Origin of the sequence: Lentzea albidocapillata subsp. violacea, from assembly GCF_900100275.1 — a bacterium.
Taxonomy (GTDB): domain Bacteria; phylum Actinomycetota; class Actinomycetes; order Mycobacteriales; family Pseudonocardiaceae; genus Lentzea; species Lentzea violacea.
Genome location: NZ_FNET01000001.1, coordinates 1 through 15,164, shown reverse-complemented (window position 1 = coordinate 15,164; position 15,164 = coordinate 1). Strand labels below are relative to the sequence as shown.

At 70.4% G+C, this 15,164-nt stretch carries 15 protein-coding genes; 3 read left to right on the top strand and 12 right to left on the bottom strand.

Going from position 1 to position 15,164, the window contains the following annotated elements; genetic code table 11:
• Nucleotides 1-13: 13 nt before the first annotated feature.
• Genes fdhD through BLR21_RS00065 form a run of 3 tightly spaced genes read right to left on the bottom strand, consistent with a single transcriptional unit; the run spans nt 14 to nt 2,485 of the window.
• Entirely contained in the window at nt 14-814 is an 801-nt protein-coding gene (gene fdhD / locus BLR21_RS00070; RefSeq protein WP_256334341.1) for a formate dehydrogenase accessory sulfurtransferase FdhD, read from the bottom strand.
• Entirely contained in the window at nt 708-1,247 is a 540-nt protein-coding gene (locus BLR21_RS43425; RefSeq protein ID WP_256334340.1) for a hypothetical protein, read from the bottom strand. Before BLR21_RS43425 ends, fdhD begins: the two co-directional genes overlap by 107 nt.
• Entirely contained in the window at nt 1,244-2,485 is a 1,242-nt protein-coding gene (locus BLR21_RS00065; protein WP_090003585.1) for an MFS transporter, read from the bottom strand. Before BLR21_RS00065 ends, BLR21_RS43425 begins: the two co-directional genes overlap by 4 nt.
• 62 nt (nt 2,486-2,547) lie before the next feature.
• On the opposite strand from BLR21_RS00065, the gene BLR21_RS00060 reads away from it, so the two are divergent.
• Nucleotides 2,548-3,690 carry a molybdopterin molybdotransferase MoeA gene (locus BLR21_RS00060; protein ID WP_090003584.1) on the top strand — a complete coding sequence of 381 codons (1,143 nt, stop codon included), beginning with the start codon at nt 2,548-2,550 and terminating at the stop codon, nt 3,688-3,690.
• Here BLR21_RS00060 and BLR21_RS00055 read toward each other — a convergent pair.
• From BLR21_RS00055 to BLR21_RS00020, 8 genes are all read right to left on the bottom strand, one after another.
• A complete protein-coding gene (locus BLR21_RS00055; protein ID WP_090003583.1) occupies nt 3,668-4,756 on the bottom strand; it encodes a winged helix DNA-binding domain-containing protein in 1,089 nt (362 codons plus the stop codon). The genes BLR21_RS00060 and BLR21_RS00055 overlap by 23 nt on opposite strands.
• A 34-nt stretch (nt 4,757-4,790) precedes the next feature.
• A complete protein-coding gene (locus BLR21_RS00050) occupies nt 4,791-5,960 on the bottom strand; it encodes a 4-hydroxybenzoate 3-monooxygenase (protein WP_090003582.1) in 1,170 nt (389 codons plus the stop codon).
• A 52-nt stretch (nt 5,961-6,012) separates the two neighbouring features.
• The gene (locus BLR21_RS00045; RefSeq protein ID WP_256334465.1) at nt 6,013-6,354 is read right to left on the bottom strand and encodes a carboxymuconolactone decarboxylase family protein; all 342 of its coding nucleotides are present in this window, start codon (nt 6,352-6,354) and stop codon (nt 6,013-6,015) included.
• Nucleotides 6,351-7,106 (bottom strand): alpha/beta fold hydrolase, encoded by a 756-nt coding sequence (locus BLR21_RS00040; protein WP_090003581.1) that lies wholly within the window; start codon nt 7,104-7,106, stop codon nt 6,351-6,353. Before BLR21_RS00040 ends, BLR21_RS00045 begins: the two co-directional genes overlap by 4 nt.
• Nucleotides 7,096-8,670 carry a lyase family protein gene (locus tag BLR21_RS43075; RefSeq protein WP_256334339.1) on the bottom strand — a complete coding sequence of 525 codons (1,575 nt, stop codon included), beginning with the start codon at nt 8,668-8,670 and terminating at the stop codon, nt 7,096-7,098. Before BLR21_RS43075 ends, BLR21_RS00040 begins: the two co-directional genes overlap by 11 nt.
• Before the next feature lie 2 nt (nt 8,671-8,672).
• Nucleotides 8,673-9,167 (bottom strand): dioxygenase family protein, encoded by a 495-nt coding sequence (locus BLR21_RS00030; RefSeq protein ID WP_090003580.1) that lies wholly within the window; start codon nt 9,165-9,167, stop codon nt 8,673-8,675.
• A complete protein-coding gene (gene pcaH / locus BLR21_RS00025) occupies nt 9,160-9,897 on the bottom strand; it encodes a protocatechuate 3,4-dioxygenase subunit beta (protein ID WP_256334338.1) in 738 nt (245 codons plus the stop codon). Before pcaH ends, BLR21_RS00030 begins: the two co-directional genes overlap by 8 nt.
• A gap of 84 nt (nt 9,898-9,981) precedes the next feature.
• Nucleotides 9,982-10,659, bottom strand: a complete 678-nt coding sequence (locus BLR21_RS00020; protein WP_176929385.1) for a cellulose binding domain-containing protein — start codon at nt 10,657-10,659, stop codon at nt 9,982-9,984.
• A gap of 366 nt (nt 10,660-11,025) precedes the next feature.
• Between BLR21_RS00020 and BLR21_RS00015 the strand changes: the two genes are divergently transcribed.
• Entirely contained in the window at nt 11,026-11,436 is a 411-nt protein-coding gene (locus BLR21_RS00015) for a ribonuclease domain-containing protein (protein WP_090003577.1), read from the top strand.
• A gap of 6 nt (nt 11,437-11,442) precedes the next feature.
• On the opposite strand, the gene BLR21_RS00010 is transcribed toward BLR21_RS00015, so the two are convergent.
• A complete protein-coding gene (locus BLR21_RS00010) occupies nt 11,443-12,573 on the bottom strand; it encodes a PucR family transcriptional regulator (RefSeq protein WP_090003576.1) in 1,131 nt (376 codons plus the stop codon).
• 162 nt (nt 12,574-12,735) lie between these two features.
• Here BLR21_RS00010 and BLR21_RS00005 point away from each other — a divergent pair, with 162 nt between their 5' ends.
• Nucleotides 12,736-14,508 carry an FAD-binding dehydrogenase gene (locus tag BLR21_RS00005; RefSeq protein ID WP_090003575.1) on the top strand — a complete coding sequence of 591 codons (1,773 nt, stop codon included), beginning with the start codon at nt 12,736-12,738 and terminating at the stop codon, nt 14,506-14,508.
• Nucleotides 14,509-15,164 lie beyond the last annotated feature (656 nt).

Here is a 15,164-nt window from a genome sequence, read left to right as displayed (position 1 = left end):
GACGCCTTACGGGCTAACGTGCTCCGGCCGTGACGCCCAGCCGGTGTCCGCCGGTGTAGACGTTCATCGACGTCCCGCGCAGGAACCCGACCAGCGTCACGCCCATCTCCTCGGCGAGGTCCGCGGCCAGCGAGGACGGCGCGGACACGGCGGTGAGCACCGGAATCCCCGCCATGACCGCCTTCTGCACCAGTTCGAATGACGCCCGCCCGCTCACCATCAGCACGGTGCTCGTCAGCGGCAGCCTGCCGCCCCGCGTCGCCCAGCCGACGACCTTGTCGACGGCGTTGTGCCGGCCGACGTCCTCGCGCAGGCACAGCAGGTTGCCCTGGGCGTCGAACAGCCCGGCCGCGTGCAGGCCGCCGGTGCGGTCGAAGACCCGTTGCGCGGCACGGAGTTTCGTCGGGAACTCCGTGATCGTTTTCGGGTCGAGGCGGATCGGGTCGGCGGCCACCTGCCAGGTCGCCACGGTGCGCACGGCGTCCAGGCTCGCCTTGCCGCACAGGCCGCACGACGAGGTGGTGTAGAAGTTGCGCTCGATCGACGGGTCGGGTGGCGCGACGCCGTCCGCGAGTCCGACGTCGAGCACGTTGTAGGTGTTGCCGCCGTCGGCAGTGGCGCCCGCGCAGTACCGGATCGACACGATGTCGGACGGCGCCCGCACCACACCCTCGCTGACCAGGAAGCCCGCGGCCAGGTCGAAGTCGTCACCCGGCGTGCGCATGGTCACGGCGAGGGACTTGCCCCGCACGCGGATCTCCAGTGGTTCCTCGACCGCCAGCGTGTCCGGTCGCACGGTGGCCGCGTCGTCCACCAGCCGCACCACGCGCCGCCTGCTCGTCACTCGTCCCATGCCCTGCCTCCCAGCAGATCGCGACGCACTCGTCGAGCAGCCGCCGCAACACCTCGTCCCCGGACATCGCCCGGACGGCCCTGGCCACGACCCAGTCGCGCGGCCACCACTTCGGCGCGACGATCCCGGCCCTGCTCGCACAGTGGGCGAGCAGGCGTTCGGCGGGCGCCTGCTCCGTGCCGATCACCTTGGTGGCGAAGGGCAGCAGCCTTCGCCGTCCATCCTCTGTGGACTGGTCGTTGACGCACCGCGCCACGCACGCCAGCACCGGATGCACGCAGGCGGGCCGGTCGGACCACACCTCGCCCGCGAGCAGGGACGTCAGTTCCATCAGGCAACAGCCGTCCGCCGGCGTCCGGTGCCAGCCTTTCGCGAGCCGCGGCAGGCGGCTCACAGGCGCGGCCTTCCCGGTTGCGACAGGTGCGCGGTGAGCACCGCGCCCGCCAGCCCGAGCACGCCCGCCGCGACGAACGCGAACGTGGGCCCTTGCGAGGCAAGGACAACAGCGGCCAGCAACGCGCCCGCGGCCTTCGCGGTGTAAAGGACACCGAAGTTCTGCGCGCCGTTCGTCTCGCCGAAGTACTCCCTCGTCACGCCGACCAGCAGGGAGTAGCAGCAGCCGGTGCCGAGCCCCGCGAGCGTGGCACCGATCAGCAGCCCCGCGACGTTCTGGGAGTACAGCAACACGAACTGCGCCAGCCCGCCCGTCGCGAGCGTCCAGACCAGCGCCTTCCTGCGGCCGACCCGGTCCGAGATCCACCCGACCAGCACGCGCCCGGTGCCCGTCGCCGCCGCCAGCGTGGCCAGCGCGACTCCTCCGAGCACCTTGTCGCCGACGAACAACGGCAGGTACGCCAGATCGTAGAGGGACACCGCCGCCGCGAAAGCGATACCGCCGTACAGCCACCAGAACGTGCCGCACCGCATGGCCTCGTGCGTCCGGAACTCCTTGAGCGCGGACCGGTTCGGCACGCGCGCCCGGTCGAGCGCCCACTCACGCGGCGGGACGTGCGGCGGCCACCAGTGCTCGGGCGGGTCCTTCATCAACGCGCCCGCCACCGCCACGACGACGGCGATCACGATCCCGGCCTGCAGGAGGAACCCGCCACCGAAGAACAGCCCGGCGGCCAGCACGAACGGCACCGACCCGTACGCGAACGCCCCGCTGACGAACGCGACCTTCCGCGTGACGCGCTCCGGGTACCACCGCACGACAACGCCGAGGCACGTCGCGTAGACCAGCCCCGCGCCGACGCCGCCGAGGATCGCGTAGCCGACCAGCCAGCCCTGCCCCAGCGTCAGCAGCCCGGCGCCGCACAGCACCGCCCCGATCCACATCGCACCGGTGGACGTGAGCCGCTTCTGCTCTCTCAACCAGGCCGCCGGAAACGCCGTGCCCGCCTGGCAGACGGTCCACAACGCCAGTGCCCAGAACAACTCCGGCACGCTCCACCGGTCCTGCAACTGAGGGATCAGCGCTCCGAACCCGTACTGCCCGATGCCGGCCGCGAGCATCGCCGCCCAAGCGGCCCACAGCACCGTGCGACGCGAACGCCCCGACGCCTCGACGTCGGTCTCCCCCACCCGGTAGAGCCTGCCGACGTGATCACGTACGTAAGTCGCGACTGGCATGCCCTTCACCCCGTCCCGAGGATTGCATACAGTATCCGGTAGGCTATACCACGGGAGCCACGATGACCATGCCCTGGACGCTCGCCCGCCAGACGGCACGCGACGCCGCGAAGCCGTTGGACGCGACCGAACTCGCCCTGCCCGACGCACTGGGCCTCGCGCTCGCCTCGGGCGTGCGGGCCCTCACCGACCAGCCGACCTGCCCCACCTCGGCCATGGACGGCTACGCGGTGACGGGCCCCGGCCCGTGGCGCATCGTCGGCCGGGTGGCGGCCGGAGACCCGGTGCCCGAGGCGTTCCTGCGTTCAGGCGAGGCGTTCGGGGTGGCCACCGGGGCGCCGGTGCCGGACGGCTCGGACGCGGTCGTTCCCGTCGAACTCTGTTCGGCCGACGGCGCCCTCCTGGTCGCCGACGCCTTGCCCGGCAAGCACATCCGCCGCCAGGCCGAGGACTGGTCGGCCGGCGCGGAACTCGTCCCGGCCGGCTCCCTCGTCACCCCTGCCGTCCTGGGTCTGGCGGCCGGAGCCGGCCATGACACCCTCCTGGCCCACCGCCGCCCGAGAGTCGCCGTGATCGTGACCGGCGACGAACTCCTCCACACCGGCCTGCCCCACCCAGGCCGGGTGCGCGACGCCATCGGCCCGATGCTCCCCGGCCTGCTCACCAGGGCCGACCTCATCGGCACCACCCACCTGCGCGACGACCCGTCCGCCCTCGTCGACGCCCTCGCGTCCGGCCAGGCCGACGTCCTCGTCACGTGCGGCGCCACCTCGGTCGGCCCGGCCGACCACCTGCGCCGGGTGCTCGCCGACCTGGACGCCGAGGTCCTGGTCAGCGGCGTCGCCTGCCGCCCAGGCCACCCGATGCTGCTCGCCGTCCTGCCCGACGGCCGCTGCGTCGTGGGCCTGCCCGGCAACCCGTTCGCTGCCCTGGCCGCCGTGCTGACCCTGCTCCACCCGTTGCTCGACGCCCTCGGCGGCCACACCGCCCGGCCACCGGTCACGGCCTGGCTTCCCGACGTCGGCGCTCACCGGACGGACACCCGCCTGGTCCCGGTCACCCGGTCCGGCGGCCTGGCCGTTCCCGCCGGTCACGACCGCCCTGGTTCCCTGTGGGGCGCCGCCCTTGCCGACGCGCTCGCGGTCGTTCCGCCTGGTCACCGGGGCGGCGAGGTGGAGGTGCTCACCTGCGGGAGCGCCAGCTGACCTTCGACGAACCCGCCTCCGGTGCATCCTTGACGACCGTCCGCACCGGCAGCCCTAGGAACTCGCCGAACCGCGCGATGTGCTCGGCGAGCCGGTCGACGTCGAAGCCCGGCAGCGGCCGCAGTTCCACGTCCACCGAGGTCTTCTTCAGGACCCGCCGCCACAGTCCCGCGATCTGGCCGTCCTCGACGATCGTCGCGTGGAACATGCCGTTGTAGGTGGAGATCGGGATCTCGTCGTAGCGGGTGAAGAACGCGCTGCGGTCCTTGTAGCCGATCAGCAGTTCGTCGTAGGCGGGCAGCACGAACGCGCCCGAGCCCGGCGTGAGGTCCGGCGGCAGCCAGTACTCCTTGCCGTCGAACTCCTCACGCACCAACGAGTTCTTCACCGCCGCCAGGCCGCGGGAGGCCTCGCGCACGCCGATGCCGCACCAGTTCGCGAAGTCCGCCAGGGTCGCCGGGCCGTGGCTGCCGAAGAACCGTGACGCCAGCACGGCCATCGCCTCGTCGCCCTCCAGTGACCGCTGCTTCGGCGCCCATTCGTCCAGCAGCACGAATGTCTGTTCCTTGCCGCGCGGAGGGCCCGGCACCACCAGGCCCTCCTGGGCGAGGTGGATGAACGTGAAGTAGCTCTGCTGCCGGTCGTCCGGGATGCCGACGCCCGCCATCAGGTCGATCATCTCGCGCCGGGTGAGGCAGCCGCCGCCGCTGAGCGCCTCGACGAACGTCTTGCGCGCCAACGACATCAGCTCGGGCGTCATGTGGTGGTACTGCCACGCCTTGGGCGTCAGCCGGGCCAGGTCGCGGGCGCCGAACAGGCGGAGCATCCACCGGACGTCCTCGGCCAGGACGTAGTGGATGGTGCCGCGCATCAGCCAGGTGCGGACGACGCGTCCGGTCCGCAGCGCCTCCTCGACGTCGGCGATGCGGGCCGCGGCGGTGCGCAGCCCGATCGCCCACAGCGACTGGCCGTAGTCCTGGCCCTGCACGGCTCCGAGCGAGCGGACGACGTCCTCCGCCGACTGGAGCCGCCCGATGTTGCCGAGGCGCAGTGCCGCGATGTCCATCAGGACAGTCTCGGCGACGGCGCTCCAGCCTCGCTCAAGCGGGCCGGCAGCCGGTGTACCCCTCGGCCAGGTACCTCGACCCGGCCTGCGACCCGACGACCGAGGCCAGCTCACCGAGCTGCCTGCGCACGTCGAAGTCCGTCGCGCCGGGCAGGGCGTGCAGCATCGTGGTCATCCAGTAGGAGAAGTGCTGCGCCTTCCACACCCGCTCCAGTGCGCGCGGGCCGTACTCGTCCAGCGCGTCCGGGTCGTTCTTGAGCAACGCGCGTTCGATCACCTCACTGAGCACGCTCACATCGGCCAGCGCCAGGTTCAGGCCCTTGGCGCCGGTCGGCGGCACGGTGTGGGCGGCGTCGCCGGCGAGCAGCAACTTGCCGTGGCGCATGGGTTCCGCGACGAACGACCGGAAACGCAGCACCGTCTTCTCGGTGATCGGGCCTTCGTTGAGCGTGAACCCGTCCGGGCCGGCGACCCGCGCCTGCAGCTCCTCCCAGATCCGGTCGTCGGACCACGTCGCGGCGTTGGTCTCCGGGTCGCACTGGAAGTACATGCGCTGGTGGGTCTCGGTGCGCTGGCTGATCAACGCGAACCCGCGCGGCGAGTGCGCGTAGACCAGTTCGGGGGCGCTGCGCGGCGCCTCCGTGATGATGCCGAACCAGGCGAACGGATATTCGCGAGAACTGTGCCTGCGCAACGCTTCCGGTACCTCGGCGCGGCAGATCGAGCGGGAGCCGTCCGCCCCGACGAGCAGGTCGCAGCGCACCTCCTGCGGCACGCCATCGCTGTCGGTGAACCGGATCGCGGGCTGCGTGATGTCGACCGACGTGTCGCTGACGCCGAACCGCACGTCGCCGCCGTCGCGTTCGCGCGCGTTCGCCAGGTCCACGAACACGTCGGTCTGCGGGTAGAGCCAGACCGATTCGCCCACCAGGGCCCGGAAGTCGACGCGGTGGCTCTCGCCGCCGAACCGCAGGTCGATGCCCTCGTGCGGATGCCCTTCGCGCAGCACCCGGTCCGACACCCCGGTGCCGGCCAGCAGTCGCGCGCTGTCGGCTTCCAGGATGCCCGCGCGGACCGTGTTCTCGATCTCGGCGCGCGTTCTGTTATCGATCACAACGCTGTCGATCCCGTTGAGGGACAACAGGTGCGAGAGCATCAACCCCGCCGGTCCCGCACCGACGATGCCGACCTGGGTGCGCGTCATCAAAGCTCCTTGGTGAAGGGGAAAGCGAGGTTGATCGCCACCGAGTGAACGTTCACAGGCCCTCCTTCAGGACCTGACGCGCCACCGAGAACGCGTGGTTCGCCGCCGGCACCCCGCAGTAGATCGCGCTCTGCAAGATCACTTCGCCGATCTCCGCCTCGCTCAGCCCGTTCCGCACGGCCGCGGCGACGTGCAGCTTCAGCTCGTCCCAATGACCGTGCGCGATCAACGCCGTGAGCGTGATCGCACTGCGCATCCGCCGGTCGAGACCGGGCCGCGTCCAGACCTCGCCCCACGCGTACTTGGTGATGAACTCCTGGAAGTCGCGGGTGAACTCGTCCGGTGCCGCTCTGTCCACATGCGCATCCCCGAGCACCTCACGCCGAACCTTCATGCCGTCGTCGTAGGACACCGCATCTCCCTGAGCAGCTCGATCAACGTCCGCGCCACCGCCACCGGATCCTCCGCGGGCGGCAGATGCCCACATCCCGCAAGCACCACGTCCGCCCCGTCCGGCGACACCACGACGTCGTGCTCCCCCACCACCACCCGCAGTGGCCTGACCGCCCCACCGGCCTCGAACACCGCCAACGCCTCACAAGCCAAGGCGTACGACTCGTTGTCGGTCCCCGCCAGCGCCGTAAGCAGTCCCCCGGCGACCCGCGGCACCCGCTCGACGAACCCCGGCGCAAACCAGCGCCGCGCCGACCCGTCCACCATCACCGACGTCCCGGCCCGCCGCACCAACGCGGCCCGCGCACGCCACATCTCCGGCTCGCCGATCCGCCGCGCCGCCCCGATGCCCACAACGGCCTCGAACGGCCCTTCGCCCCGCGCCGCCAACTCGAACCCGACGGCCCCGCCGAACGACACCCCGGCATAAGCACACGCCCGCCCACCCGCCAACGCCCCGGCACGTTCCGTCAACTCGTCCGCGATACGCGGCACGGTAAAGGCCTCCTCGGCCGGCGCACCGTTGCCGTGTCCGGGCAGATCCCACCCGATCACCTCGAACCCGTCACCGAGCGCCGCCGCACAGTCCCGCCACAGCAGGCTCACCGACGTGCCCAGCGAAGGTCCGACCACCAGCAACTGCCCGGACCCTTCGGCCCCAGCCAGCCGCGTCAGGCTCAGCTCAGTCGTCATTTTCTGTCAGACCCCTCTGAGACGATTGGAGTGGGGGCCTCCGTGCTCCCCCGGAGGGGGCCAATCGGGATCGATTCCGACGGAGCGCCTCGTCCACGAACACCTCCGCCGCCCCGAGGTATGAGGCCGGATCGGTCCCGCCGCTCCGCTCCGCCAGCGGGTCCGAGTCCGTACCACCGCCCCGCTCCGCCAACAGGGCCGAATCCATGCCACCACCCCGCTCCGCCAGCAGATCCGGAGCCGTGCCACCGCCCCGCTCCGCCAGCAGGCCCGGATCGGTACCACCACCCCGCTCCGCCAGCAGGCCCGAGTCGGTACCACCGCTCCGCTCCGCCAGCAGATCCGAATCCATGCCACCGCCCCGCTCAGCCAGCAGGCCCGAATCCATGCCGCCGCCCCGCTCAGCCAGCAGGCCCGAGTCGGTACCACCGCCCCGCTCAGCCAGCAGGTCCGGATCAGTGCCGCCGCCCGACTCAGCCAGCAGATCCGGATCGGCACCACCGCCCCGCTCCGCAAACAGGCCCGAATCGGCACCACCACCCCGCTCCGCCAGCAGATCCGGAGCAGCCTCGGCGGCCCGCCGCGCCATCACGTCCGCACGCACCTCAAGCCCCTCCACCAGCTCCGCAGCCTGCGACGCCGCCACCACCGCCAGCTCCAGCAACGCCCGCAACGCCGGCCACTCCGCGTGCCAGGCCCCGTCCGGCCGCTCGTCCACCGCCCGCGCCGCACAGAGGTGCAGCTGCGCGCCCAGCCCGGGAGCCCGCAGAGCCGCGCTGTTCACCAGCACCGACAGCACCGGGTTCCGCTTGTGCGGCATGGTCGACGACCCACCCCGCCCGGCCACGAACCCCTCGCGAACCTCGCCGATCTCCGGCCGTCCCAACGTCAAGAGATCCGCCGCCATCACCCCCAGCGCGTCACAACAACGCACCACCGCGTCACCCAGCCGCGTGATCGGCGCACGGTAGGTGTGCCAAGGCATTCCGGGCCACACCAACCCCAGATGTCCGGCGAACGCCGACGCCGCCGCGACCGGATCCGGCACGCGCGACATCGTCCCAGCCGCACCCCCGCACTGCACAGGCAAAGCGACAGCCACGACGTCCAGTTCGTCGATGGCGTCGAGCACGCCCACCAGCCACCGCGCGGCCTTGAGGCCGAAGGTGATCGGCACGGCGTGCTGTGTCAGCGTCCGGCCCGCCATCACGCTGGACCGGTGCTCGTCCGCCAGCCCTGCCAGCGCACCGGCGATTCGGTCCAGGTCCGCCGACATCCGCTCCAAAGCCCCGCGCGCCAGTAGCATCAGCGCGGAGTCGAGCACGTCCTGGCTGGTGAGTCCGGTGTGGACGGTGCCGGAGACGCGCGCCCGCAAGGCGTTGACCAGTGGCAGCACCGGGTTGCCGGCGGCCTCCACCTCGGCCGGGTCCAGCGACGGAACCCAGTCGCCGAGCGAGAGCGACGTCCCGAGCACGCGCGCCCAGGCGACCTCCACCTCCAGCATCGCCCGCACCAGCGCGGCATCGTCGACGAGGCCGGCGGCACGATGAGATCCAGGCAGCACGATCACGTCCGCGGGAACTTGAAGAACACCGTCTCGGACGGCCCCTGCAGGTGGATGTCGAACTGGAGGCGCCCGTCGGACTCCCGCGAGGCAACGAGCCCGTCGATCGCGTCCGCGGCATCGGGCAGGTAGATGCGGGTGAACAGCCGGTCGAGCAGGCCGCGCGCGAACACCGTCACCGCGAAGAACGGCAGCGCGGGCTCGACGGTGCTGAACCAGTAGTGTCCGGCGCCGTCGGTGCAGGACCGGCCCCAGCCCGTGAAGCCGGCACCGCGTCGCCGCAGCGACCCGCCGACGCGCGGCACGTCACCGGAGGCGTCGGACTGGCGGATCTCGATCATCGCGTCCGGCACGGGGTCGCCCGCGCCGTCGTGGACGTAGCCGTGCAGCACCACGGATCCGGCCGAGCCGAACGGCACCAGTTCGGAGTCGCCGGGGAACGCGAGCGCGTGGTGGAAGAACGGGCCGATGGTCTGGCCGGGAGTCGCTTCAGTCATCGGACGGCTCCAGGTAGGTCGCGTGGCTGCCGGTCAGCACTATGTCCCAGCGGTAGCCGAGCAGCCACTCGTGTTCGGACCGCGAGTGGTCGTACGACGCGATCAGCCGCGCCAGGGCGGCGGGGTCGGTGATCGACTGCGCGATCGGGTCCAGCGCCAGCAGCTGGTCGCCGGGGAAGTACATCTGCGTGATCAGCCGTTGCGTGAAGTCGGTGCCGAACAACGAGAAGTGGATGTGCGCGGGCCGCCAGGCGTTGTGGTGGTTGCGCCACGGGTAGGGGCCCGGCTTGATCGACGTGAACGAGTACCAGCCGTCGTCGTCGGTCAGGCAGCGGCCGACGCCGGTGAAGTTCGGGTCCAGCGGCGCCGGGTGCTGGTCGCCCTGGTGCGAGTAGCGGCCGGCGGCGTTGGCCTGCCAGACCTCGACGAGCTGGCGGCGCACCGGACGGCCGTCGCCGTCGAGCACGCGGCCGTGCACGCGGATGCGTTCGCCGATCGGCTCGCCGCCGCGCTGCACGGTCAGGTCGGCCTCGATCGCGGCGACGTCGGAGTGGCCGAAGACGGGCGTGAGCAGCTCGGCGCCTTCGGGGTCGACGTGGCGCGGTTCCTTCGTCGGGTGACGCAACGCCGTGCTGCGGTACGGCACGAAGTCCAGCAGCGGCGCACCTCTCGGTGAGTCGGCCTGGATCTTCGCGATCTCGTCGCTGATCTCTTCCTGGCTGGTCGTCACACGAACGAACGCTAGGCAAACGTCGCATCGGAGTCGACCGACTCTTTCCATTCAGCGGAAAGCCACTCCATCGAGTGGCTGGCCTCAACCGGTCGTGCAGGCAGTCCCGTTGACACTGAACGCGCTCGGCGCCGAGATCGGCCCGGTGGCCGAGCCGTTGAACCCGAACGTCACCGAGCCGTCCTTGATGATCAGCGCGTTGTAGCCGGCGTTGGTCACGCTCACATCGGCGCCGGACTGGGACACCGTGCCGTTCCACAGCTGCGCCACGGTCTCTCCGTCGGCGAACCGCCAGCGCACCGTCCAGCCCTCGACCAGCGCGCCGCTGACGTTGCGGATGGTCACGTCGGCCTGAAACGCGCCGGCCCACTGGTTGGTGACCCGGTAGACCACGATGCACGGCGCGGCCGGCGGCGGAGCCGTGACGCTGGTCGACGAGGGAGGCGTGGGACATCCGCCCTGCGCCCAGAGGCCGAGTTTCGCCTTCTCCGCCTTGCTTTCCGCCTCGACCAGCGGGCCACCGTCCACTCCAGCGGTGCGCAGGAAGCCGTACTGGACGGCCAGCAACGCGTAGTCGGTGCCGTCCGGCAGCGCCAGCGAGACCTCGCCCGGCGTGATGCTGCTCACCCGGACTTCTTTGTCCAGCAACGCTTTCGTGGCGAAGTCGAGAGCAGCGGGAGCGGCGCACGGCGTCGGCTCGGCGAGCAGCGAGATGCGGGCACGCGTGCCGTCCGCCAGTTCGACGGTGCGGCCGTCCACCACGGCACGCACCTTTGTGGACGGCTCTTTCGCTGCTGTGTCAGGAGAAGAGACGCGGGGCGCGGGGAAAGGTCTGCCGTCCTGCGGGGCCGTGCACCCGGCCACGAGCAAGGTCAACAGCACCAACAAGTGCTTTCGTGCTGTCATTGGACAAATCTATCGCCGGAGGCAGCATCCGCAATCGGCTGTTCGGAGTTGATCAACTCGGGCGTTCAGAGTCGTGGACGGCCCGAGCCGTGCGCGGGGGCGCCGGATGTGCGAGCTTGGGGTGGCCACAGTTGCGCGGATGGTTCCCTGCCGTTCATCAGCTCGTGGTGATCAACAGAAAGGATCACGACGTTCCTCGTTCCCTGCCGATGGAGGTCTGAAGTGCAAACCCTGCAACCGCACCGGACACGTCGCCTGTTCGCCGCCCTCGCCGTCGTCGCGTCCGTCCTCGGCGTGACCACGGCCGTCGCTCCCGCGGCCGACGCCGCCGTCTACAGCTCCTGCACGCAGTCGCGCTGTTCCGCGGCCCGCACCGCCAACTCGACCTGGTCGGGCAAGGGCTACCCGAGCACACGTGGCTGGAACAGCTGGCCGAACGGCCAGTGCAACTTCGCGGGCGGTGTGCACCAGAACCGCGAGGGCCAGCTGCCCGCGGGCCACAGCTACCTGGAGTTCGACGTGTACCCGCGTGCCTGCGGCGCGTCCCGGGACGCGTACCGGATCATCGTCGACCGCACCACCGGCACGGTCTACTTCTCCCCCGACCACTACGCCAACTTCTACCGCCTCTAAAGGGCGTCACCCGGCGCTGCGGTCGATCCACGACCGCAGCGCCCACCAGGTGTGCAGCGTCGTCAGCACATGTGAACGTCCCGCATCCGGGTTCTCGCCGAGGTCCGCGCCGGTCAGCTCCACCAGCCGGTCCAACCGGTACCGCACGGTGTTCGCGTGGATGTGCAGAGCGGTGGCCGTCGCACTGAGCCGGCCGCCGTTGTCCAGGTAGCACAACGCCGTCACGACCATCTCGTGGTGGAACGTGCTCTTCGGGTCCAGCTGGCCGAGCAGCGCGTCGGCGAGTGTGTCCGCCAGCCCGGGGAACGCCGCGAGAGCGGTCTCACCAGCGAGATCCGTCAGCAACCGCACACCCAGAGAAGCTCCCGCGGCCGCCAATGCGCGCGTGCACATCGAGTACGTGCCCCGCAACGACTTCAGTGCCGTCGCGGGCGACACCACGAGCAGATCGTCCGACCACGACGGCGGCACGTGCGTGAGTCCCGCCAGGCGCCCCTCGACCAGCCCGTACACGCCGCCGAACGCGTGCAGCCGCTGTTCCAGCGTCCGCGCGTGGCTCGGGTCGGTCACCCCGGACACCACGCAGTGATAACGCCCGTCGGGACGCAGGCCGGCGCGCGCGAGTTCGGAGACGTCCGGGAACTCGCCGGACACCAGCAACCGCCGCAACACCTGGGCGTTCAGATCGCGGGCCGTGCGCGACAGCTGTATTTCGGCGGTGTGGTAGCCGCTGATGATGTGCCGCTCGACCGCGCCGACGTAGTGGTCCAGGTCGATCATGAAGTCCAGGATCGTGCCGTCGTCGACCCCAAGCGACCGCGCGAGCTCGACACTCGCCCTGATCAACTCCGTGCGCCCGGCGTGCACCCCGCGCAGCAACCCCGCCATCGACACGCCCTGGGCAGCGCGGTCGGCCCCGAGCGACAACGCGGCGGAGAAGTCGCCGTCGTCGGGCGAACCGCCGCGTTCGAGGTGAGCGACCCCTTCGGACAGCAGGAACGCGATGTGCCGGCGGTTCTCCTCCGCGGGCAGCCGGGCGACCTCCGGCGAGTTGCCGCGGGCCGCGTCGACGACCCGTTCGACAACCTTGTCGTCGGCGGCGACCGCTGCGAGCACCTGGCGGACCATCGCGGACATACCCGGCACGTCGACTCCCGAACACCACGTTGTGTGACGGCCACAACACAGCCGTCGCCGTTTGGTGGCGGGACCCTATCCCCCGCTCTCCGGTTACTGGTTAGTTGCTATACGCGAGAGTAATTCGCGTTGGCTCCACCCTTCAACGAGGAAGGCCCTGGGATGTCAGACCGGAACATCAGCCGTCGCAACCTGCTGGCCGCGAGTGGCGCGATCGCCGCGAGCGGGGCTCTGGGGCAGGCAGTCGCCGGGGCCGCGCCGAGAGTCGACGCGGACGTGATCGTCATCGGACACGGCCTGGCGGGTCTCGTGGCGACCTCCGAACTGGCCGCGGCGGGCCGCAAGGTCCTGCTGCTGGACCAGGAACCCGAGGCCAGCCTGGGCGGACAGGCCTTCTGGTCGCTCGGCGGCCTCTTCTTCGTCAACTCCCAGGAGCAGCGGACCGCGGGCATCAAGGACTCGCTGGAGCTGGCCCGCGCCGACTGGTTCAACACCGCCGGGTTCGACCGCGGCGTGAACGATCCCCTGGGCGAGGACCACTGGGCCGCGAAGTGGGCAGAGGCGTACCTGAACTTCGCCGCAGGCGAGAAGCGCGACTGGCTGTACGGCCTCGGCGTGCGCTGGGTGCCGATCGTCGGCTGGGCCGAACGCGGCGGACAGCTCGCGGACGGCCCGGGCAACTCGGTGCCGCGCTTCCACATGACGCTGGGCACCGGTCCGGGCGTGATGGAGCCGTTCGAGAAGAAGACGCGCGAGGGAGTCCGCGACGGCAAGGTCACCTTCAAGTTCCGCCACCAGGTCGACGGCCTGATCACCAGCAACGGCGCCGTCACCGGCGTGCGCGGCAGCCTGCTGGAACCCAGCAGCGCGGCACGCGGCACCCCCAGCTCCCGCAAGAAGATCGGGGACTTCGAGCTGTACGCGCCCATGGTGATCGTCACCTCCGGCGGCATCGGCGCCAACAAGGACCTGGTACGGCGCAACTGGCCCGCCCGCCTCGGGCCCGCACCCCAGCGACTGGTCACCGGCGTCCCCGCGCACGTGGACGGCCGGATGCTGGCGATCACCGAACTGGCAGGCGGCCGCCTGGTCAACCGCGACCGCATGTGGCACTACACCGAGGGCCTGATCAACCACACGCCGATCTGGCCGGACCACGGCATCCGCGTGCTGGCGGCACCGTCGTCCCTGTGGCTCGACGCGCGAGGCAAGCGCTTCCCCAACCCAGGCATCCCGTCACTGGACACACTCGGCACGCTGGAGATGATCGGCAAGTCCGGCTACGACTACTCGTGGTTCGTCCTCAACAAGAAGATCATCGACAAGGAGTTCGTGCTCTCCGGCTCCGAGCAGAACCCGGAGATCACCGCCAAGAACCTCATCGCCTACCTCGCGATGCGGCTGCTCAACAGCACACCGCCGCCAGTGAAGGCGTTCATGGACAAGGGCGTCGACTTCGTCATCAAGAACAACCTGCCGGACCTAGTGGCAGGCATGAACGCGCTGACCGGCCAGAACCTGATCAACCTGGACGACCTGCGCCGCCAGATCACCGTCCGCGACCAGCAGACCGACAACCCGTTCACCAAGGACGTGCAGGTGATGGGAATCCGCAACTCCCTCGCCTACAGCGGCGACAGCCTCGCCCGAACGGCAAGCCTGCACAAACTCCTGGACCCAGGCTCCGGCCCGCTGATCGCGATCAGGATGAACATCCTGACCCGCAAAACACTGGGCGGCCTCCAAACAGACCTGCAGGGCCGCGTACTAAACGCGAACGGCCAGCCAATCCGCGGCCTGTACGCAGCAGGCGAGGTAGCAGGCTTCGGCGGCGGCGGCGTACACGGCTACCGCGCACTGGAAGGCACGTTCCTGGGCGGCTGCCTCTTCTCCGGCCGAGCAGCAGGCCGAGCAGCCGCAACAGAAAGCGCCTAACGCCCACAACCCCGGGGTCTGCGGTCTCCCCTGTTGACCGCAGACCCCGCACCACTTCCACCACAAGCGACACCGACCATCCGAACTCTCAAGGGCGGAGTCGACCACAAGGTGGTGGTCCTAATCCCACGGCTCCCACAACCCACGCATCAGCTCAACGTGCGCCATGGAACCGTTGCGTGCCAACCAGGAATCCCCCCAACGACGCACCACCGCGTCAGAACAACAGATCGCACGCGACGCCGCAGGCGAGCCGTCCTTCCATACGGGCCAGGCGGTGGGGTCCCATCACGAGTCGCGCCACAGCACTTGCTGCACCTGAGGGGTGAGGTCAAGTCGACACGCTTTTCGTCGACTTGACCTCACCCCTCAGGTGTGGCCCGCTCTTGGCTCGGCTCGTGATGGGACCCCACCGCCAACGCAACCCTCAAAGCAACAGAGAGGATGTTGTGGCGGGATCGCCTGGGCTGGTCTGACCCTCAAAGCAACTGACCAGGGTGTCTTTCGCCGGATCTGTCGTCCGGCCTGGCGGTCTCGCGTGCACGTCACCAGGCGGGCGGAAGTGACCTGATAGGAGCCTGTCTCACCAGGACCCATCTCTGTTCTGTCCGCCCCGCCCGGCCCGGTGCGTGCCACCCCTGACACGGTCTGAAGCG

Coding starts and splice junctions, on each gene's coding strand:
- BLR21_RS00055 (WP_090003583.1), bottom strand. CDS start 4,756: ATGGACATCGCGGCACTGCGCCTCGGCAACATCGGGCGGCTCCAGTCG.
- BLR21_RS00030 (WP_090003580.1), bottom strand. CDS start 9,167: ATGACTGAAGCGACTCCCGGCCAGACCATCGGCCCGTTCTTCCACCAC.
- BLR21_RS00005 (WP_090003575.1), top strand. CDS start 12,736: ATGTCAGACCGGAACATCAGCCGTCGCAACCTGCTGGCCGCGAGTGGC.
- BLR21_RS00045 (WP_256334465.1), bottom strand. CDS start 6,354: ATGAAGGTTCGGCGTGAGGTGCTCGGGGATGCGCATGTGGACAGAGCG.
- BLR21_RS00050 (WP_090003582.1), bottom strand. CDS start 5,960: ATGACGCGCACCCAGGTCGGCATCGTCGGTGCGGGACCGGCGGGGTTG.
- BLR21_RS00065 (WP_090003585.1), bottom strand. CDS start 2,485: ATGCCAGTCGCGACTTACGTACGTGATCACGTCGGCAGGCTCTACCGG.
- BLR21_RS00040 (WP_090003581.1), bottom strand. CDS start 7,106: ATGACGACTGAGCTGAGCCTGACGCGGCTGGCTGGGGCCGAAGGGTCC.
- BLR21_RS00060 (WP_090003584.1), top strand. CDS start 2,548: ATGACCATGCCCTGGACGCTCGCCCGCCAGACGGCACGCGACGCCGCG.
- BLR21_RS00010 (WP_090003576.1), bottom strand. CDS start 12,573: ATGTCCGCGATGGTCCGCCAGGTGCTCGCAGCGGTCGCCGCCGACGAC.